This window comes from Methylobacter tundripaludum, from assembly GCF_002934365.1.
In the GTDB taxonomy this organism is placed as follows: Bacteria; Pseudomonadota; Gammaproteobacteria; order Methylococcales; family Methylomonadaceae; genus Methylobacter_A; species Methylobacter_A tundripaludum_A.
In genome coordinates, this window is sequence record NZ_PTIY01000020.1 from 1 (window position 1) to 20308 (window position 20308).

The window sequence follows — 20308 nt, forward strand, 5'->3', positions numbered from 1 at the left end:
TTTAGCCTTTAGCCTTTAGCCTTTAGCCTTTAGCCTTTAGCCTTTAGCCTTTAGCCTTTAGCCTTTAGCCTTTAGCCTTTAGCCTTTAGCCTTTAGCTCAGCTCCCTGACCGCATCTTCGGTATGGAAAAACACCTTGCCGGGTTTCAGTTGCCTGAGAAAGTCGGTTTTTTCAAGCTTATCGAGCACCGGACCTTTTGCTTCCGAGATATGCAGGGTTATTTTCGATGCCTGCAAGCTATGGTTCAGGTTTTCCAGCACTTCCAGCGCCGTGCTGTCTATGTCGCTGACTGAGGTAAAAATAAGGATGATATGCCGGATGTCCGGCTGCCGCCTTAACTCCGATTTGATGAACTCCTCAATATAATTGATATTGGCAAAGGTGATGTTTTCATCGACACGCAGCAACAACAGGCGAGGCCAGGTTTCCACATTATGGCGTTTGATATTGCGGTAATGCCCGGTGCCGGGTATGCGCCCGACCACGGCGATATGCGGGTGGCTGGCTTTGCGCAAGTGGCTGACCAAGGTCAGCATAATGCCCAAGGTGATGCCTTCTTCAATGCCGTAGAGCAATACGCCCAGCAAGGTGGCGGCTTCGGCGATGCCGTCGCCGCGGTCATAGCGCCAAGTGTGGACAATGTCGGATAGTTTTACCAAAGGGATGATGGCGACCAGAATGATCGCAGCCAGCGCCGCTTTGGGGATGTTTTCAAACCATGGGCTAAAGAAGATGACGGCCAAGGCGAGAATACCGGCGGCTATCAGCATGGCCATCTGGGTGCGCGCACCGGCGGAAAAATTGACCATCGTGCGGCTAAAGCCTCCGGCAACCGGCATTCCTCCTGAAATGGCGGCGGTCAGGTTCGCTATGCCCAACGCAATCAATTCCTGATTAGGGATGATTTTTTCGCCCCTGAAATTGGCGGTGACCTTGGCAATGGCTACGCTTTCCACGTAGGCAATCAAGGTGATAAAGCCGGAATAGGGCAGCAAAATGTACCATTTTTCAATGGGGGAGAAATCAAGGTTCAATGCCGGAAAACCTGATGGGACTTGGCCGACAACGGTCACATGGCCGGTTAGGTCAAAATAATCGACTGCCAGGGTTGTCACGATGATAGTCAATAACGGCCCGCATTTACTTATTGCAGTGATCAGGGATGCTTGCATGCCGATATTTTTAAGCATGGCGACCAGCGGCTTGCCGAAAAATATCAGCAAGCTCAGTGCGGTGAGGCCGATTAATAGGGCGGCCGGGACGAAGCCTGAAAAATAATGGCCGTAGCAGGCCGCATCAACGCCGCATGACGGCGTTTTTAAGCCGAACAGATGCGGTAATTGATTGCCGATAATCAATAAAGACGCGCCGCTGGTAAAGCCGGTCAGCACCGGATGGCTGATGAAGTTTACCAGTCCGCCCATGCGCAAGACCGCCATCAGTAACAGGATGATTCCGCTTTCCGCCGACAGGATAAGCGCACTTTGTACCGGATTGCCCATCGCGGCGACTTCCGGCGCGGTTAACGCCCCGGCAATCATGATCGCGGCAATTGAGGCGGGGCCGACCGACAGGGTACGGCTGGTGCCGAGCAGGGCGTAAAGCACCGGCGGCAGGATGCTGGCATAGAGCCCGAGCTGAGGCGGCAGTCCTGCCAGGATCGCGTAAGCAATGCCTTGCGGCACCAGCAAAATGGCGGTGATGATGCCGGCGAACAAGTCGCTGTTAAATTCCTGGCGGGTGTAGGTTTTTAGCCAGCCTATAATCGGAAATAACCGGGTTAATCGTGAGTTATCGGATTTTGAATACGGCATGGAGGAAGTAAATGGCAAAGGGCTAAAGGCAAAGGGCGAAAGGAGAAGCGTAGGGTCCAAAGCGGTTGTATTCGCCTTTTGTCTTTCGCCTTTCGCCGATTAAAATTTAATCTTCTTTCAAAAACTTTTTGGCATAGCATTCCAGATGAGGAATGTCGATGCGGTAGCCTTTGATCATCAAATGCCAGTACAGCCACGGAAAGCCGGTGGTTTTGCCCCACCACCAGATCCAGCGGTTTTCCCTGGGGTCCAGCAACGGGAAAGACGGCGTTACTTTGCCGTCGTAGGAAAACTCGGCCAGCATGACCGTATTCAGCGAGGTGGTCAGCGGGCAGGAGCCGTAACCGTCATAGCCTTCCCGGACATCGTTGCTGTTGCGCAGGCTCAGAATATTGTCAACGACGACAGGAACCTGCTTGCGCACCGCTGCGGCGGTTTTGGCGTTGCTGGTTGCAGCTGCATCGCCCAAGCCGAAAATATTGCCGTATTTGTTGTGTTGCAGGGTTTTGGGATTGACATCTATCCAACCGGCGGCATTGGCCAGCGGGCTTTTTTTGATGAAATCCGGCGCGCTTTGCGGCGGCGTAACATGAATCATGTCGAACGCTTTGGCGATGCGCTGCTTGTTGCCTTCGCCGTCGGTGACTTCAAAGGTGGCGGTTTTGGCCGGGCCGTCAATCGCAACCAGGTTGTGGTTGAAGTTGGTTTTTATGCCGTAGTCCGCAACGACTTTGCTTAAGGCTTTGGCGAAAAACGGCACGCCGAAAATGCCCGGTCCGGCATTTAAAAATTCAATATTGAATTTGTCCAGCGTGCCTCTTTTACGGAAACGGTCTGCGGCCAGGTACATGATTTTTTGCGGCGCGCCCGCGCATTTGATCGGCATCGGCGGCTGGGTGAACAGCGCCGTGCCTTCTTTAATATTTTGGATGCATTCCCAGGTGTATTCCACGGTCTCGGCGGAATAATTGCTGCAAACATTGTTTTTGTTCAGTGTTTCTTTCAGGCCTTCGATTTTGTCCCAATCCAGTTGCAGGCCGGGGCAGACGACCAGGTAGTCGTAGCTGATCGTATCGCCGGAACGCAGGCTGACGCTGTTGCCGTCCGGCTGAAAGGTCTCGGCGTAATCCTTGATCCAGGTGACGCTCGGATGGATCAAGTCGGCCTCATTGCGCGTGGTTTGTTTCATGGTATACGCGCCGCCGCCGATAATCGTGAAGCCCGGCTGGTAATAGTGGACTTCGGACGGTTCAACGATCGCAATATCGATGTCGGCGTTTTGGCGACGCATGTTGTTGGCGACGGAAACGCCGGCGGCGCCTCCGCCGATAATCAGTAAGATATGGTGTTGGGTTGTCATAAATTCCTCTCAGGCATGTAGTTATTGGAAAATTCCGGTGCATGGCAAAAAGTTGTAAAGCACTGCATTGTCGCCATACCCTTTTTTCTCTTTATTAAGCGGCTTCTTTTTTAAGGCGCATCAGTGCAATCCCGACTTCACCGGATACAGTGGTAAAAGCCGAACCGCCATCCAGCATTGTCTCTGCTTCGGTGTATTTTTTTGCATTAATGGCTGATGCCACTTTCCCAGCTTCAACGTGAAACGCGGCGTGTTTGTTTAAAACTGTTGCATAACTCGGTAAAGTGCTGCATTGAGTCTTACCTTCCTCATGCAGCCATTTGCCGAGGTCGCAACAATTGTCCTTGCTAATGGTTACGGAATCCATTTGTTCTTGCTTGGATATAGCGGTACGGAATTTTACTTTCCAGTCCATGTGTTTTTGAATTGCACTATCTAAATTCATTATTTTTCCTTTTTTGTTAGCGTTTATCGACTGAGTTTATTTGCTGCCCTGACTGACAAAATACGGGTTCTTTTTCCAGGCTTCAAATCCGCCGGCCATAGACAGTACATTAGTGTAACCCAGTTGCTGTAAGGTCTGCGCCGCCAGTGCCGAGCGGTTGCCCAGACGGCAGTAAATCAGCACAGCTTTCGACTTGTCGGCCAGTTCGGGCAGGCTGCCTATTTTGAATTCCAGCATGCCGCGCGGCAACAGTATGGCTCCGTCAATGTGTCCTGCCGCGTATTCGCTTTCTTCGCGGGTATCGATCAGCACAATATTACCTTCCGCAAGCAGCTGTTTCGATTTGGCGACATCGATTTCGACAATACGTTGCTTGGCCGCATCGACCATATCTTCGGTTTTTGTCGTGGCGCGGACAGGCAGCGTTTCGTCCCTGAGCGTCACCGCATCCTGGCGCTCGTTCTCATCCAGGCCGCAATAACGGTTGGCGGGCACCGCTTCATCGATCAGCCGGGGTTTGGGCAAGTTCAGGTTGTTCATGATCTCGATAAACTGCTCGCGGGTCTTGCCTGCCAGACGGGGGTTAGTCGTGCGCTCCTGCTTGATGCTGCTGACCCAGCGTTGTTGGTAATCGTGGCCCGGATAAACCAGCGTTTCATCCGGCAGGGTGAACAGACGTTGGGTGATGCAATCATAAAGCGCACCGGCGTCGCCGCCCTGGAAATCGGTGCGTCCGCAACCGCCGATCAACAACGAATCGCCGGTAAACACGCGGTCGCGCCATAGGAAGGAGATGCTGCCGCGCGTATGGCCCGGCGTGGCGATGACCTTGATCTGTTCGTCGCCTGCGAATTTGAAAATATCGCCGTCCTGGATTTGAATGTCGGCCGATTCCGCGCCGCACAGCCCGCTGACGCCGGTTTGAGCGCCGAGGCGTTGACGCAGCAGGCCGCTGGCGGTGATGTGGTCGGCATGAACATGCGTTTCCAGGGTGTATTTCAGTTGCAGGCCGTGTGTGTTCAGCAGGTCAATGTATTCATCGATATGGGTGTTGACCGGATCAATCAGGACGGCGTCTTTACTGACCTGATCGGCAATTAAGTAAGTGTAGGTCCAGGTTTCCTGGTCGAATAGTTGTTTGAATAGCATGGTGGATCTCCGGGGTTAGGGGGTATGCCTGGGTTATAGCAAGGCCCGTGCCAAAAGATTAAGACAAAGGGCAAAGGGCTAAAGGCAAAGGGCGCATAGCTACAGTGCGCGTCTTTCGCCTTTAGCCTTGTGTCTTTTATCTGTTTCATATATTGTTTCAGTGAAACATTTATTCGATTCATTGAAACATCTATGAAACAATTTTCCGAATCATTGCCAGACTGGCTGGCGCACCAGCCGCTGCAACCGTTATTTCTAAAGCTGCTGGGCCTTTGCGATGGCACGGGTCTCTATATCGTCGATCGGGACCAACGGGTTGTTCACTGGAGCCAAGGCGCGGAGCAGTTGTCGGGATTAAAAGCCGCGGACGTCACAGGCCATCCCTGTTTGCAAGAATACGCCATTACCGAGGCCGGCGACCATAAAAAACAACGCATACAATCGTTTAAGACCGATGGGCGGCGCGTTGAGCTGAGAAAAATAGCCCGGGTTCTGTATGACCGGCAGGGAGCTTTTTCCGGCGGCTTGGGGCTGCTGCTTCCGGTTTCGGAACAACCGGAGAATGCCGCTTTGCCGAAGACCTCGAGCGAGGCGGAGGAGTCCGAAAAACAGGGGTTTCATGGATTGCTAAGCCGCACGCCGGCGATGCAGGCGGTTTTCCAGATTATTCAAAATGCGGCGGAAACCGAAGCCACGGTATTGGTCAGGGGCGAGAGCGGTTCCGGCAAGGAACTGGTCGCCAAGGCCATTCACGGCCTGAGCGCCCGCCGCAACGCGCCTTTCCTGGCGATCAATTGCGCGGCCTTGTCCAGCAGCCTGCTGGACAGCGAGTTGTTCGGCCATGTGCGCGGCGCGTTTACCGGCGCGGTCAAGGATCATAGCGGCCTGTTTCAGCGCGCGCACGGCGGAACCCTGTTTCTGGATGAAGTGGCCGAACTGCCGCTGGAATTGCAGGCCAAGCTGCTTCGGGTCATACAGGAAAGAAACTTTATCCCGGTCGGCGGCGACCGTTCGATCGATGTCGACGTGCGCATCGTCGCCGCGACCCATCGCTCATTACGGGAGGAAGTCAAAATGGGGCGTTTCCGAGAAGACCTGATGTACCGGCTCAGGGTTGTGCCGATATTTATTCCGCCGTTACGGGAACGCCGGGAAGACATAAGCTTGCTGATCTGGCATTTTATCCGGCAGCATAATGCGGCCAATTTCAGGACTATAGAAAAAATCGATCCGCAAGCGATGAAGACTTTGCTGGACTACACATGGCCTGGGAATGTCCGGGAGCTGCATAATGTCGTGGAATATGCGTTTGCGGTAGGCAGAGGGGCGACTTTGCGCTGTTCTGAATTACCCCCCGAGTTTAGGGAGCCGCGTACCGCGGCGGCCCAAGTTACGCAGAATTCGCCGCTGTCGGAGGCGGAAGAATCTGCTGCGATCCGTCAGGCGTTGGAACAAAGCAATGGCAAGGTTAGCAGCGCCGCCGGTTCGCTGGGTATGAGCCGGGCTACGTTCTGGCGCAAACGCAAGGTTTACGGGATTTAAAATTAGACAGCACGAACCGCTTTCACCGCTTCCAACTGCGTTTTTAAGATGCATGCAGTTACGCTGTGATCGCGATAAAATGACTTCAGGCATCATGCCGAGCGATTTTATAACCAGCAATTTCCATTCCTTAGTTGCAATAGCGCAGAACTGTCGATAAAGTTCTGCGGAATATTTCCTAATTCCATGAATTCACCAAGAGGGTATCTGTACATGAAAATCCATTTTTACTGTTTGGGCCTGTTAGCCGCATTGTTTTGCCTGCCGGCATCTGCGGCTGACCTTAGTCGGTCGGCGGTACAACAGCATTTGGTCAAGGCGGACAAAAGCCATCCGGCAAAGCTGCGCCGGAAAGATCTTCGGGGCGTGGATCTGTCCGGCCTGGATTTCAGGAATGCCGACCTGTGGGGCTCGGATTTGCGCAACGCCAATTTAAGCAACAGCGATTTGTCCGGCTTGAACCTGGATTTAACGGTGATGACCAAAGTTAATCTTTCCGGCGCAAACTTGTCCAATACCAGTATTTTCGGCGTACACATGGGCGGGGCTAACTTGAGCAAAAGCAACCTGACCGGCAGCCGCTTTATCGCCAATCTGGACCGATCTAATCTTAGCCATGCCAATCTGTCTCATGCCAATTGGGGCGTCGATATGAAGAACCAGCCGATGGGCTTGATGCGGGTCAGCCTGAATAATGTCGATTTATCGGGCGCCGATCTGTCCGACGCCAACCTGAACCGTGCGTTGATGCGCCATGCCAATCTGTCCGGGAGCATCTTGAAAAACACGGTGCTGTTCGGTGCCGATCTTTCCGGCGCCAATTTGACCGATGCCGACTTGTCGGGCGCGGATTTATCCGAAACCAAATTGGAGGATGCTGATTTTACCGGCGCTAACGTGGCAGGCACCCGGTTTGGCGGCATTAAGGATAAGTCGGTTTTGAAGGGGCTGATTTCCAGCAAGAATCTTGAAGCGGCTATTTTTGATTGATTCTGATAACGGGGATTAAATAGCCTTTAATTCACCATGAAGACACGAAGTTTTCTCTTCGTGAACTTCGTGGTGAAATGCTTTTTCCAGGATCATCTATTCTTTTTGTTGCGCCCTCAATAACTCAGTAAACTCATCCGCCGGTACCGGCTTGCTGGTGAAATAACCTTGGTAGGCGTCGCAACCTTTCTCCCGCAAGAACGCTAACTGAACATGTGTTTCGACGCCTTCGGCCAGGACTTGAAATCCCAGCGTATGCCCCATTGCAATAATGGTCGCGGTAATTTCCATGTCGTCTTGAAGATGCGGAATATCGTCGATAAAGCTTTTATCGATTTTCAGCACGTCGACAGGAAAGCGTTTGAGATAGGCCAGAGAAGAATAACCGGTGCCGAAGTCGTCGATGGCCAGACGAACGCCCTGGCTGCGCAGGTTGTTGAGCACCTCCACCGCTTTATCCTGATTATCCATTAATCCGCTTTCGGTCAATTCCAATTCCAACAGCCCTGCGGGAAAACCGGTTTCCGCGAGTATTTTCTCCACCAGCGCGCTTATATCGCAACGGCGGAATTGGTGCGGCGATACGTTGACGGCAAGGGTTAGCGGCGAAAAGCCGGCTGCCAGCCAGAGCCTGCCTTGCCGACAGGTTTCGCGCAGCACCCATTCGCCAATCGCGATAATCAGTCCGGTTTCCTCGGCAATGGGAATAAAGTTAACCGGTGCGATAAGTCCATCGACCGGGCTTTGCCAGCGCACCAGCGCCTCGGCTCCGATAATCCGGTTGCTGGCGATATCGATCTGCGGCTGGTAAAAAACACGCAATTCCCGTTGTTCAATGGCCTTGCGCAGGCGGTCTTCCAAAGCGATGCGTTTGCGAACGGCAATGGTAAGCTCTTCGGAGAAATAGGCGAAGCACCCTCGTCCGGCCTGTTTGGCCTCGTACATCGCGGTATCGGCTTGCTCTATCAGCAGTTCGGGATTACTGCCGTGTTGCGGATACAGGCTGATGCCGATACTGGCGCCGATCTGTACCTCGTGGTACTGCTCATGGTCGGCTTCATTGCCGCGAGTTAATTGGAACGGCCTGCTTAAATCGGCGACTATGTCCTCCGCCACCCGTGCGGCGTCTTCCGGGTGTGCAATATCCTCCAGCAGCACGATAAATTCGTCGCCGCCCAGGCGCGCCACCATGTCCACTTCGCGCAGCCGGGACTGAATACGCGCCGCGACTTGTTGCAGCAGCTCGTCTCCTGCGGCGTGGCCCAAACTGTCATTAACGGCTTTAAAGCGATCCAGATCGAGCATTAACAAGGCGAGTTGCTTGCCGCCCCGCCGCTCTACATCTATGCCGTGTTTCAAACGCTCCAGCAGCCAGCGCCGGTTAGGCAGCTGTGTTAAATGGTCCTGCGTCGCCAGTTGATTGAGTTCGTCTTGCAGTCTGGCGCTGACCAGGGTAACCAGGATAAGCAGCCGGGCGAGTCCGACAATAAACAGCAGCATAAAAAAGAATCTGTCCGGCTGATCCTGGGATTGCAGGAAGCTGCTTACAGGCGTCTGCGTCATCATCAGGGTGATCATGCGGATAAAATGGATGACCGCCTCGGCGCCGACGAAGAAGATGAGCAGATTGGTTTCCATGATCAGCGCGGAGTTTCGCCGCCGCAGGATGTCGCGCACTACGAACAAGCTTATCAATATGGTAAATACCGACATGGTGATCTGCCGCGCCGGTATGGACGGCCAAACGGCCATGAATAAGCCGAGCAACGCCGTGGCCGGCAAGACGAACAGGACCGGTAATAACCATCCGTGGCAGCGAAGTCCAAAAAAGCGGCGGATGCCGGTCCAAAGGAAAACGCCGCCGGCCAGGATCACTGAGTTTGCGATGACGATGGATAGAATGTCGGGAATAATTCCGCGCAGGCAAAGGCCGAGAAACCCGGTAAAGAGCAGCAGACAGGCGAAAAACCAGTGGCGCGGCCCGTCAAGCTTAGGGTGTCTGCGAATCGTTATCGCAAAAGCAATGGCGAAAACCGCATCGGCGATGAGGTAAGTCATCAGCATTGTTAATATATCAAACTTCATCGGTCGGGATTATTTCTCATGCCTGTGTCTTTGTCGATAGGATCGGTTTTGGGTGCGGCTTTGATTTAGGAAAGCGTTGAAGCTCATGGCTGGACAAGGCTCTCTTCAGCTCGGCCGAAGGCTGCTCGCCAAAGGAATCAATGCGTTATCGTTCGCTCTGGGCCTGTCGAAGGATTCAATCGGCGCTTCCCTAAATGCCGGTGCGTAAGCCCAAATAAACCGCCGCACCATTAAAATTAAAGTCATAAATTTCCGGGGTACGTTCATCGGTGATGTTTTCGCCGCGTAAATACACATCGGTTTTTTGTGTTATCTGGTATTTTAGCTGGGCATTGATGCGAGGGGCGCTACGGGCTCTGAGCCTATTGGCTATATCAAACCAATAACCGCTATGAACGGTGAGTTCCAGGCGCAACTTTAACGGCTGCAACAATTGTACTTCATTCCAGAAGACGCTTTGGTGTTCGGGCCGGGCCGGCACGAACAATTGGTTAAGCGGATTTTTGGCATGCATATAGCTGTAATTTAAACCGCTTTCCCAGTCGCCGGTCCAGCGGTGTTGCGACTGCATTTCCGCTCCCCAGACATTCGCTTCCTGGATATTGCCCGCCTTGGTTATACCGGTGTTCGGATTCAGCTGCATGGTAATCATTTGCCGGTAATTTTGATAATAACCGCTCACTTTGAGTTCGCTTCCGCGCGCCGGATGCCAACCCCAGCCGATTTCGCCGCCGGCGTTATGTTCCCCCTGCAAGGCTGCGTTGCCGAATACCGGGTGCATTAATTCGCTGACGCCGGGTTGGCGATAGCCGGTGCCGCCGTTGGCCCAGATGTTCATGTTTTGCGGCAATGACCGGTTCGCGCCCAGCGAGAATACCTGATGATCGCCATAAGTGTCGGCCTGATCGAAACGCGCATCGGCGCTCCATTGCCAATCGCCGAGAACCAATTCTCCGCGCACATTGGGGCTGGTCACTGTTTGCGAAGCCGGCAAGCCCTGCGCCTGCTGCTGTTGGCTGTTAACCCCCCAGACCAGCAAGGCCTGGTCCTGATTGTCCTCGCTCAGCGCCAAGCGATGGGTGTTTTTCCAATCCAGCATGAATAATTGGCTGGTGAGTGAAAACGGCCGGATCGAGGTGGTTTCCATTTTTTGCCGGTCTTGAGTAAAACCGAATTGCAGCGAACTGTTCCAATGCGACGCCAAATCGTATTGGCCGTGCAGCTGCGCCACCCAGGTTTCATCCGACAATCTGCCGCGCCTGTCGTCCACCCAGCGTGTTGTGCGGCTGGGCAATATCAAGCCGGGACCGTCGATGTCTTCATGGGTGCTCACAAAATAGAATGAGGCATCCAGACCGCCCCGGCTGAATTCTTTAAACCAATTGCCCGAGGCGTGGGTCATGCCGAAGTTATCGCGCTCTGTACCGTTTTGCGCCTGACTGACGCCGTTGAAAACATCGCTGCGCCCGGCCACCGCCGAGAAATCGCCCGCCTGGGTCGTCAGGCCGCTACCGGCAGTGCTGCGCACAGTGTCGTAACCGCCCCCTTCGACATGCAAAAAATTGTCCTTTGCCTGCATATGCCGGGTTTTCAAATGAATGGCTCCTCCGAGGGTGCGGCTGCCGTGCCGTTCGCCGCCAGAACCCCGCGTTACCGTTACCCGGTCTAAAGCATCCGGCGCATAGTGGCTCAATGAGTAAAACCCGGCAAAATTAGCGAACAAGGGAACGCCATCCAACGTGACCAGTCCTTGTCCGCCGCTGGCGCCGCGTAAACTGATGCCGGTCGGCATCTGTCCGCTACCCTGGTTGAGCGTTAAGCCGCCCTGGCTTCGTAACACGCCGTTCAGGTTGGACACCCCTGTGGCCTGTAATGCGTCCCGGTTTAACTGATTCAGCATGCGCGGCGGCTCAATTAATTCAGGATAAACAGTGTCATCGTAAACCGTCATAGGCGTTAACGATGCCTTGTCATTGGCTTTACCGGCTATTGCGATGGTCGATAGGCACAGTAACAGACCGCTCAGCGCCAGGGAGATATTTGTTGAATACATGTGCTTCTTCCGGCAATGAGCGGATTAAGACGCTTGCCGGGCGCGGGTCTGCTGTTGCTTGCCGGCTATCAGAATGCGCGCCAGCCTGCGCAGTCCGTCGGATGAAATATCCAGGCCAAACGGTGCAGCCAGTCTTTCAAGTTCGTAAATCGCGTCGGTCGCCGCTATAAAGGTGATATAGCGCAAGCCCTGAGTACCCGGCAATTCGTTGGCGATGGTTTTTAAGGTCGGCGCCAGGCGTCCCCAAGTGTCGGTAAAAAACACCCTAACCGGGTCGGCGGCGTCCGCATCGTGCTCTTCTAAGCCTGCCTGAAAGGCTGTACGCGAATTCATCAGGATTTCCGTCAGGGTTTCGCGCAGTTCCGGCGACTTTGTATCATGGGCGGCCTGTTCAATGGCTGAGCTCAAAAACGACTCCCATTCCCGCCAAGCGGATTGCCATTGTTTTTGTTCGGCCTCGCTAAAGGCGGGGGCAGGCTGGATAACCGTCTTTTTGGCGGGAGCATTAAACTCGAGCTTAATGCCGATGCCGTCATCGCCGGCAGCGATGTTGTTGAATTTAAGCGACTTGAGTATTGTTTTAACTTCAGCCGCATTATCCTTGGGTAAAAAATGCGTCAGCGTTTGTTCGATATGGCTGCGGGATTCGTTTAAATCGATTTTTACTGCGGCAAGCCGGGGTTCGGCAAAGCGATTGATCAAGTCCTGGAGCTTGCCGATCGTCAGGTGGCGGCCTTCATGGTCATAGGCTGTCGCACTGGCGACCGGAAAGCTCAGCACGGAATGGCCTGAATCCAGCGTGGGCTGTTGCAACGTTTCCAATATCCCGGCCCATTCCAGAACGGTCAGGCATTGTCCGCCCAAGCCGGTTCCGAATCGGGCCTGGACCTCGTTTAACAGCCGGATTTGGCCGTTTTTGCCGCCAACCTCAGGATTGGAAAGCCTTAAATAGCTGCATCCCTGGCGGTCATTCCACAGCTCGGCGGCATTGTTTTTACCGGTATACAGTTGTGAGACCAGAACTTTTTTAATAAGGCTGTAATCAATTTGCAACGGAATACTGAGTTGATCGGCAGCGCTGTTTTTTGCGCACAGCAGCGATAGCCCGAATATGGTCACCATGAAACGCTTATACATGAATTTTCTCCTGTAGAACGGGGTTATAGTACGGCAATAATTACTGCGAATCTATTTTCCTCCAACAATCGCCTGCGGAATAACAACCGCCGTCACTATAGGGGCGGCCTGTTTCTCGGGAGTGTATTTGGGGAGGGTAAATTGACGGCCTATGAATAAATCATTACTGACGGTCGATACATCCTCCAGCCAGCGGGAGGATAACTGGCAGGTTTCCGAATAAGGCGGTTCTTTGCACATGTCAACGGCGCCGTCCGCCAGTATATTAAAATGCAGGCCCGGCAAGGGACGTACTCGCATGTTCGGCAAAGGCGCGGTGTAGTCCATGATGCTCGGTTCATTGAAGTTGAGCAGGTCGAGCAGCAGCTTGGGTACTTGATAAAGCGGCAGGTTGCCGATTTTAAGCGGCCCGCGTTTGCCGTCGATAATCAACATCGGCGTGCTGACGTAGGCTTTGAACATAGCCGGCGTAAAATCGCTGCGATTGGACGCCAGCACGCCCGATTCGGCATAGCCTGCAAAATTTTCGCCCAAGAACGGCAGGTGGTCGCCGAACACCACGATAATGCCTTCCGGGTCGCGTTTGCGCATTTCATTGATAAACCCCATCAACTCCCGCGACTTGTAATAAACCGTGTTGGCGTAAGCCGGTACTTCCTCGATTTCGGACGATGAGCCGATTTTATTAGGCCGGCTTTCGCTCAACGGATAATTCCAGTGTCCGAAATAGGTCACGATATAATCCAGCGTCGGTTGTCCCGCGTCGATCGACCCGGATATTTTTTCCAGCACTTGCCGGTATAAAGTGCTGTCGGACATGAATTCCTGATTCATGTCATCCTGGACAAAATCCTCCAGCGACCAGTAGGTTTGGAAACCGATACGTTTGTAAGCATTAACACGGTTCCAGAATACCGGCACATTCGGATGCGAGGCGATGGTGCGATAGCCTTTGTCGGCAAGGATATGCGGCAAACAGGGTACGTCGTTAAGCAGTTGGCGCTCGAACTTGACCGAGTCTTTGACCACCGGAAACCCGCATAGCACCTCAAATTCGGAATTGGCGGTAAAGCCGCCGAACACAGGGGCCAGCGCATGCGAGTATTCTGCGCTCTTCCACAGCTCACGAAACTCGGGTGAAAGAGGGGCTTGTTTGAACTTTGCTTTCTTCAGCGCACTGGGGTCCCAGAAAGACTCCAGTAATACGATATGGACATTGCGTGGCGTAAATACTTTGGCGACGGGTTCTTTTTGGGCGGCTTCGGGAGACGGCTGAAGTAGCGCAGTCGTCTGAAAGCTCATGCGCCCTGCGGCCAGTAATTTATCGGCGGCTTCCTGAGCCGTATCGCCATCGGGAATGACCTCGGCTGCCGCGAAATAACGCGCGCTTTCCAATAGCGAATACAGTGTTGCGCCTCGCCACACATAATTGGAACGTTGATCCCATACCGAGTTGCCGAAGTAGCCGTCCATAGGTTCGAGTAGGGATGAGGGTTGGTAAACCACGGTGATGCCGAGCAACATGACAGCCAGGCTAGCCAGATAAGCGCTCCAATGACGCATCGAAAAATTGAACAATATCAGGCTTGCAATGGCGGCCAACGGTATGGCGGCGGCAAAGAACCGCCAGCCGTCGAGTATTAACAGCAGCGATTGCAGCGCAAAAATATCGTCCGGCATAATCGGCCCGCCGAAAAACGATATTTTTACCGCGTTACCGACATACAACAGGCCCATTAGCAGGGCGTGAATCACCAGAAAAATCCAGACGCGACGCGATAAGGCGTAGAGCACGTAAGCGACAAGCAGTTGCAGCAGATAATCGTAAGGTATCGACGGTGCTAATATCTGGACATCGAATTTGAAAGTGCTGATCAGGTAATACAATATATAAAAGAACGTTGTGGAAAACAGCGGTAATAACTTGGGTTGCATAAGGTTGATGGGGAACTGTTTTGGATAAATAGTGGATTGATTTTACCATAGAACATATCCCGTCTCTCTGGAGGCCTGCGCTTTGAATCTTGCGCCTCGCGCTTCATCCGTCATAGAATGCCCACTTTTTATATTATTGAGGGGCGCGCAATGTCAGATACAATTTGGTTCAGAACCGGCGAAGCAACGGTATTTTCCAGCGACGGTCAAGGTACGGACGCCATGCCCGAAATATTGATAGGTAGCGTTAAAGGGCCTGCCGGCAATGCGTTTGCCAACCTGATGGGGCAAACCGCGGGCCATACCCGGATGTTCGCCATTCGAGCCTGCAATCAGCAAGTGAAGCCCGCGACAATCATAGTCCCGAAAGTCACGATCAAATCCACCGAATACGTCAACTTGTTCGGCGGTCCGGTGCAGTCTGCGGTCGCGGATGCGGTCCTGGACAGCGTTATCGACGGTGTTATTCCTGCCGATCAGGCCAATGATCTGTGTATTATTGCGATGCTGTGGATCGCTCCCGAATGCGCGACCAATCCCGATCTGGACCGTAAGGATTTATATCGCACCAACTATGAAGCGATGAAGCTGGCTATTTCCCGTGCGATGACTAATTCGCCCAGCGTTGACGAGTTAATCGCCAACCGGCACAAAATCGTCCACGAAATGTACGATCCTGAAACCGGCGAGTCTCAGTGGTAAAATAAGCCGAGCAAGCCAAACCGGGCGGGCAAAATACCGTTCTGTTTGGCGTCATTGATCTTTTGATAGCGCTTCCACTAGGCTGCCCCATCAAAACTCTATAAAATTCACGATTTTTTGTACAAAATCTTTACCATGCGTTTATTAATCAAATATCTTGGGCTCTGCTGGTTCATAAATAACCCAGCCGACTTGGTTCCGACCAAGTCGTTTATGTGGAAAACGGTCGCGTTTTATCTTATTTCCGGCATGATTGTTGAGGGTCTGATTTCCGATCCTGCCGACGGTACGCTGGAAGTCTTGTTACGAACAATCATGGCCTTTTCGTCGGTTGCCACGTTGTTGTTCGTCACTAAAAAATGGCAATATTTTAATCAACTGTTTACGGCTATTTTTGTCTGCGAAAACTTTATTATGACGCTGGCCACTGTCACCGAGGGCCTGTATTTTTGGATGGTCATGAGCCATTACGAACGCGCGGAAGAACTATCAATCGGTATAGGCGTATTGCTGGTGGGGTGGTATTTAGCGATAGTCAGTTATATTCTGCGGCAGTTTTTTTTCTATAAAACCGGCGTCAGCGTTATTTTAGCGTTTAGTTACTTTGTGTTGACTTACGGCATTCCGATGCTGTTCATGGATATATAAAATCCAGCATCGCAGGATGGGCGGGGCGCAGTGCAATCCCTTAAATAGGATTCGGTTGTACAGGCTTTGCCCGGCAATGGCTCAGGCGTCATGCAGCCGTAGCGCTTCCGCACAAGCGGCTTGATCTTTACCCCGAGCTCTGTTGCTTTTTCGCGTTTTTTATCGCCAATTGCAGTTCCAGGCGTTGTTTTTCAAGTTCCAGTAATTCGATTTCTCCGCGCAGGTAAATATCGGATTCCTGTCTGCTGTTATAACTTTCTTTTTGCATTTCCAGGCGCCGCTGCCGGCTTTTGAGATCGGCCTCAAATTCCAGTTGCTTTTGGCGTTGCTCGAAGTCTAGTTGTTTGGCTTGGTGCGCCAATGATTCCGTTTGGATTGCTTGTTCTGCGGCTCTCAGGCGGGCTTCGCGCTTTTGCTGTTCCTGCAGCTCCGCTTCGAGGGCGATTTCCTTTAAGCTGTTATCGTGCCGGATTTTTTCGGCATGGAGCCGCTTTTCAATCTCAAATTGTTCCAGCAGCTGTTTTTCTTTTTCCTCGAGCAACAACTTTTTATTGGCGGCTTCCTGGGCTTGTTTTAACCGTTCCATTTCGGCGTCGCGGTTTAATTGCTCAAGTTGTTTTTGCTTGTGTTCGATTTTTTGGTTTTCAAGGTCTTGTTCCTGACGGAATAATTCCTCTCTTTTTGCTTCGTTGAACTCAAAACTTTTTTTAAGCACGCATAAATAAACGCTTTCCTGGGCCAGTTGCACGTCGGGGAATTCTTCAAATGAAGGCTTTAATGTACATAATGTTTGGGACTGGATATTTTGTAATATCAGCATTTCACTGACAGCCAAAGCAATTTTCTTTTCAATATCGCTTACGCCTTTTTGCACCCACGCGCCATCCGATAAATTAAGCAGCTCTTTATCGACCAGGTTGATCAGTAAATCTTTATAGGTGGTTTTTATATGCTTGTTAATGTCGGACAAAATGTCCATGTTGCTGAGCGCATATTTCAATGTGGCCTGGAACCGGATGTCCAACGTTACATCGATTGTGCAAAAACCGTCATATAGCTTGATTTGTCGGGTTATGAGCCAGTTTTCAACCGGTAATGGATAAACCTGGTGGTAAAAGCGTTTTACAAACCCTTCGGGGCGTAAAAATAATTTTCCGTAAGGGCCGATTTTGGTACGGACAAGCTGGCGGTCTGGGTCAAAAATAGCCTCCCAGACTTCTGGCGTAGCGGCATCGTCGCTTGCCAAGGCGCCTTCAATAAACCATTTGTCGATTTCAGTTCTGGAGCTATTCATCCGCACCTGCCTGTCTGGCAATGTTGGATTCGGCTTTTAGTTTGTTAATCTTATCGCTCATTTTTTCTGCAATCAGCGGATAAAGATTAGGCGCGAATTCCACGGTTTTGTCGTCGATTTTTCTTAAGAAACCGCGGCTTAATAATAAGCCTACGGCAAACATTCTTGACCAGTCCGAGTAACGCCTGGCCCGCTCTATTTCGCTTTTCTCGATAGTCATTTCGAGTTCGTCGTTTTTATTGATTCGAAATTCGGTAAATTGCCGCAAGCACTCAAAAACAAGGTCTTCTTCCTCGGCGGTCAACGGGCCGGGGGCGGTGAATTCAAGGCGGTATGACAGCAGCACGGTGAAAAACTCAACCATAGCCGCGCAAAGAAAGGCGAACAGCGAAAAATCGGACCACATCGCGAACGAGGGCTGAACGTCAGCTGTAAACTGTTTGTAAGTCATCAATAACGGCGCCTCCGGCAACGACTGGCCGATATTGCCGGATAACAGGTTGATTTTTAACTGCACATTCTGGAAGTTTTCCAGCATCGCGGAATAGGCGCTCTCAATGTTTGTCGTTACATCCAATGCATTAATGCTGACTTGTAGCTTCTGAATATCCTTATCCAACTCGGAAAAATCCTGCTCGAATTTTGCCTGTTGCTGTTTTTTTTCTTGATAAATCTGGTTGTAATGTTTCCAGAAAGGGCCTTCGCCGACTTGATGCTTATAGCCGTCAACAATTTGCGCATGGGTTCCGAAATAAGCCTGCTGTACATCAAGCGTCGCTTTTTCCATATCGGCGCGCTGTTGTTTCAAAACCTCGCCTTTAATGACCAAGACGCGGTCCACATAGGATTTTACGTCGGTTCTGATTTGATTTAAGCGGTTAATGTGCAGGGTGTCCTTCTGGGAAATTTCATAAAACTTGAAATAAGAGAACGAAACCGAGGCTGTCAGCGCAACCAGCAAAGAACACACCACGGAAAAATAACGGAAGCGGTTGGCTTGCCAATGCATGCCGGCGATTTCCAGCGAACAAATCACGATAATGGACTGGATGGCAATGGTGATGATCAGCGCTATCCAGGGCGTGATGAAATGAGACAATCCGTAGTAGGTGGTAAAACCGGAAGCGACACTCAACATCAATACAATCGGAATCGTCCATATCCTTAACAAGCCGACAAATAAGGTCTGGACGCTATTAATGAAATAGCCTACGCCGGAGGTTCTTATTTTGGAGAATTCGGAAGTTTTCATTTTAAAAGGTTGCGGTTTTCAGGCGTGTCGTGTCGAATCGAAGAATTTTTCATCTTACCTCATCTTGGCGCAATGTCGGAACTGATTTTCTCGATAAAAAGAGGAGATTAGGAAATTAAGGGGCTTTCGGCAGTTGCCTACAGGGCGTAGATAAAGAGCGTGAGAGGAGGTGAGAATAAATTGCCGGGGGAGCGGAAGCTTCGCCTACAGGGATGCAGGTGAGGAGCGTGAGCAGGGAGCGGAAGCTTAGGCTCCCTGCCGTTCTGAATCTAGTGGATGATTTTTTGCTCTTTCAATGCGTTGTAAATGTCATCAATCGCTTGGCTATCGGCATCAAAGCTGATAGCCGCCAGGTTAGCGTTGTAATTGACGCATAAGCAAATCAATCCGGCGTTTTTGACTGCGTCTACCACCGATGCATTTTCAGTTTCTAAAACGGTTGCCGCATGGCCGTTGTCGAATAGTTTCCGCTCCAGCTGATAGGCGATTTCCTTACCGGCTTTGCCGGTCAGTACAACCGCCGTAGCCGTTTGGCTAAAACGCGCGGCGCGCTCTTCGGGGCTGACAGGATGCAAACTTTCCTCACCGGTGCCGCCGGTAATCATACCCGCGCCGACCGTGCCGTTGGTCAGGCGGTCGATGATGATGAACGAGCCGGTGCCTTTATGACTTTGGTAAGGATCGAAAACCACCGGCGCGGTCACTGAAACCGTGCAAGACCCGATCTCATTCAAGTGCAATTCGCTCGCGTCATGGTGCTCCAGGGTGTTGACGTCGATTCTATGATGAATCATCGCGACAGAACCCGGTACGCTGCGCGTCGCCAGCTTGATGATGTATTGCTTGCCCGGCGTCAGCGTATTTTCAGCCATCCAGACGATGGTGGCTTTGAACTTGTCGGCGACGGTTGCCGGTGTTTTTTCGGTGCCGACTATCGTATCGCCGCGGCTGATGTCGATCTCGTCTTCCAGCGTCAAGGTGACGGCCATCGGCGGGAAAGCCTGTCCCAGCTCGCCGTCATAGGTCACGATAGACTTGATTTTGCTGCTTTTGCCGGAGGGCAGGGCGGTGATCTTGTCGCCTTTTTTGAAAATACCGGAAGCGACCGTGCCGCAAAAGCCGCGAAAATCGAGGTTGGGGCGGTTGACGAACTGAACCGGGAAGCGGGCGTCGCTGAAATTGCGGTCATTGGCGATTTCGATGCTGTTCAGCGCGTCCATCAGCGGCAGGCCGGTAAACCAGGGCATGTGTGCGCTAGGATTAACCACGTTATCGCCGTCCAGCGCCGACATCGGGATAAAGGTGATGTCCTGTAAAGCCAGCGACCGGGTGAAATCCAGATAATCCTGCCTGATTTTATTAAAAGTAGCTTCGTTGTAATCGACCAGATCCATCTTGTTGACCGCGACGATGATGTGGTGAATGCCCAATAGAGAAGCGATAAAACTGTGCCGTTTGGTCTGAGTTTGCACGCCGTAGCGGGCGTCGATCAGGATAATCGCCAAATCGCAGGTTGATGCGCCGGTCGCCATGTTGCGGGTGTATTGTTCGTGCCCAGGGGTGTCGGCAATAATGAATTTACGCGTGGCGGTGGAAAAATAACGGTAGGCCACGTCAATGGTGATGCCCTGCTCGCGTTCCGCTTGCAAGCCGTCTACCAGCAACGCCAGGTCTATTTTGCCCGCGCCGGTGGTGCCTGATTTGACGCTGTCGGCCTGAACTGCGGCCAGCTGGTCTTCATAGATCATTTTGGAGTCGTGCAGCAAGCGGCCGATCAGCGTGCTTTTGCCGTCGTCGACATTGCCGCAGGTTAAAAAGCGCAATAATTCCTTGCGTTCATGTTGCGCCAAATAGGCATCAATATCGGTACTGATTAAATCGGATTGGTGGGACATGGTTTTC

The 20308-nt window shown here is 52.1% G+C and carries 15 protein-coding genes; 4 read left to right on the top strand and 11 right to left on the bottom strand.

The features are described from left to right. Nucleotides 1–92 precede the first annotated feature (92 nt). The 4 genes from B0F88_RS17220 to B0F88_RS17235 all read right to left on the bottom strand — a co-directional run bounded on the left by B0F88_RS17220 (nucleotide 93) and on the right by B0F88_RS17235 (nucleotide 4768). Nucleotides 93–1814: a SulP family inorganic anion transporter gene (locus B0F88_RS17220; protein ID WP_104425184.1), complete on the bottom strand. Its 1722-nt coding sequence runs from the start codon at nucleotides 1812–1814 to the stop codon at nucleotides 93–95. A gap of 106 nt (nucleotides 1815–1920) precedes the next feature. After that, nucleotides 1921–3174, bottom strand: a complete 1254-nt coding sequence (locus B0F88_RS17225; protein WP_104425185.1) for an NAD(P)/FAD-dependent oxidoreductase — start codon at nucleotides 3172–3174, stop codon at nucleotides 1921–1923. 94 nt (nucleotides 3175–3268) lie between these two features. Further along, nucleotides 3269–3619 (bottom strand): CZB domain-containing protein, encoded by a 351-nt coding sequence (locus B0F88_RS17230; RefSeq protein WP_104425186.1) that lies wholly within the window; start codon nucleotides 3617–3619, stop codon nucleotides 3269–3271. A 36-nt stretch (nucleotides 3620–3655) separates the two neighbouring features. After that, the gene (locus B0F88_RS17235; protein WP_104425187.1) at nucleotides 3656–4768 is read right to left on the bottom strand and encodes an MBL fold metallo-hydrolase; all 1113 of its coding nucleotides are present in this window, start codon (nucleotides 4766–4768) and stop codon (nucleotides 3656–3658) included. 192 nt (nucleotides 4769–4960) lie between these two features. On the opposite strand from B0F88_RS17235, the gene B0F88_RS17240 reads away from it, so the two are divergent. Then, nucleotides 4961–6310, top strand: a complete 1350-nt coding sequence (locus B0F88_RS17240) for a sigma-54 interaction domain-containing protein (RefSeq protein WP_104425188.1) — start codon at nucleotides 4961–4963, stop codon at nucleotides 6308–6310. 213 nt (nucleotides 6311–6523) lie between these two features. Continuing rightward, nucleotides 6524–7300 (top strand): pentapeptide repeat-containing protein, encoded by a 777-nt coding sequence (locus B0F88_RS17245; protein WP_104425189.1) that lies wholly within the window; start codon nucleotides 6524–6526, stop codon nucleotides 7298–7300. 96 nt (nucleotides 7301–7396) lie between these two features. On the opposite strand, the gene B0F88_RS17250 is transcribed toward B0F88_RS17245, so the two are convergent. From B0F88_RS17250 to B0F88_RS17265, 4 genes are all read right to left on the bottom strand, one after another. Then, nucleotides 7397–9358 (bottom strand): putative bifunctional diguanylate cyclase/phosphodiesterase, encoded by a 1962-nt coding sequence (locus B0F88_RS17250; protein ID WP_258076712.1) that lies wholly within the window; start codon nucleotides 9356–9358, stop codon nucleotides 7397–7399. 217 nt (nucleotides 9359–9575) lie between these two features. After that, a complete protein-coding gene (locus B0F88_RS17255) occupies nucleotides 9576–11438 on the bottom strand; it encodes a TonB-dependent receptor (protein ID WP_104425191.1) in 1863 nt (620 codons plus the stop codon). 24 nt (nucleotides 11439–11462) lie between these two features. Then, nucleotides 11463–12575: a hypothetical protein gene (locus B0F88_RS17260; RefSeq protein WP_104425192.1), complete on the bottom strand. Its 1113-nt coding sequence runs from the start codon at nucleotides 12573–12575 to the stop codon at nucleotides 11463–11465. A 51-nt stretch (nucleotides 12576–12626) separates the two neighbouring features. Next, nucleotides 12627–14510 carry an LTA synthase family protein gene (locus B0F88_RS17265; RefSeq protein WP_104425193.1) on the bottom strand — a complete coding sequence of 628 codons (1884 nt, stop codon included), beginning with the start codon at nucleotides 14508–14510 and terminating at the stop codon, nucleotides 12627–12629. A gap of 150 nt (nucleotides 14511–14660) precedes the next feature. Here B0F88_RS17265 and fae point away from each other — a divergent pair, with 150 nt between their 5' ends. Both fae and B0F88_RS17275 read left to right on the top strand, forming a co-directional pair. Further along, the gene (fae, locus tag B0F88_RS17270) at nucleotides 14661–15212 is read left to right on the top strand and encodes a formaldehyde-activating enzyme (RefSeq protein ID WP_104425211.1); all 552 of its coding nucleotides are present in this window, start codon (nucleotides 14661–14663) and stop codon (nucleotides 15210–15212) included. Between the two features lie 213 nt (nucleotides 15213–15425). Continuing rightward, on the top strand, nucleotides 15426–15860 hold the full coding sequence (locus tag B0F88_RS17275) for a hypothetical protein (RefSeq protein WP_258076713.1): 435 nt from the start codon (nucleotides 15426–15428) through the stop codon (nucleotides 15858–15860). A gap of 127 nt (nucleotides 15861–15987) precedes the next feature. Here B0F88_RS17275 and B0F88_RS17280 read toward each other — a convergent pair whose 3' ends face one another. The 3 genes from B0F88_RS17280 to cysN form a co-directional block, all read right to left on the bottom strand. After that, nucleotides 15988–17154 carry a hypothetical protein gene (locus tag B0F88_RS17280; RefSeq protein WP_104425195.1) on the bottom strand — a complete coding sequence of 389 codons (1167 nt, stop codon included), beginning with the start codon at nucleotides 17152–17154 and terminating at the stop codon, nucleotides 15988–15990. Beyond that, the gene (locus B0F88_RS17285; protein ID WP_104425196.1) at nucleotides 17147–18406 is read right to left on the bottom strand and encodes a hypothetical protein; all 1260 of its coding nucleotides are present in this window, start codon (nucleotides 18404–18406) and stop codon (nucleotides 17147–17149) included. The genes B0F88_RS17280 and B0F88_RS17285 overlap by 8 nt, the downstream gene beginning before the upstream one ends. Before the next feature lie 269 nt (nucleotides 18407–18675). Continuing rightward, nucleotides 18676–20301 carry a sulfate adenylyltransferase subunit CysN gene (gene cysN, locus B0F88_RS17290; RefSeq protein ID WP_104425197.1) on the bottom strand — a complete coding sequence of 542 codons (1626 nt, stop codon included), beginning with the start codon at nucleotides 20299–20301 and terminating at the stop codon, nucleotides 18676–18678. Nucleotides 20302–20308 lie beyond the last annotated feature (7 nt).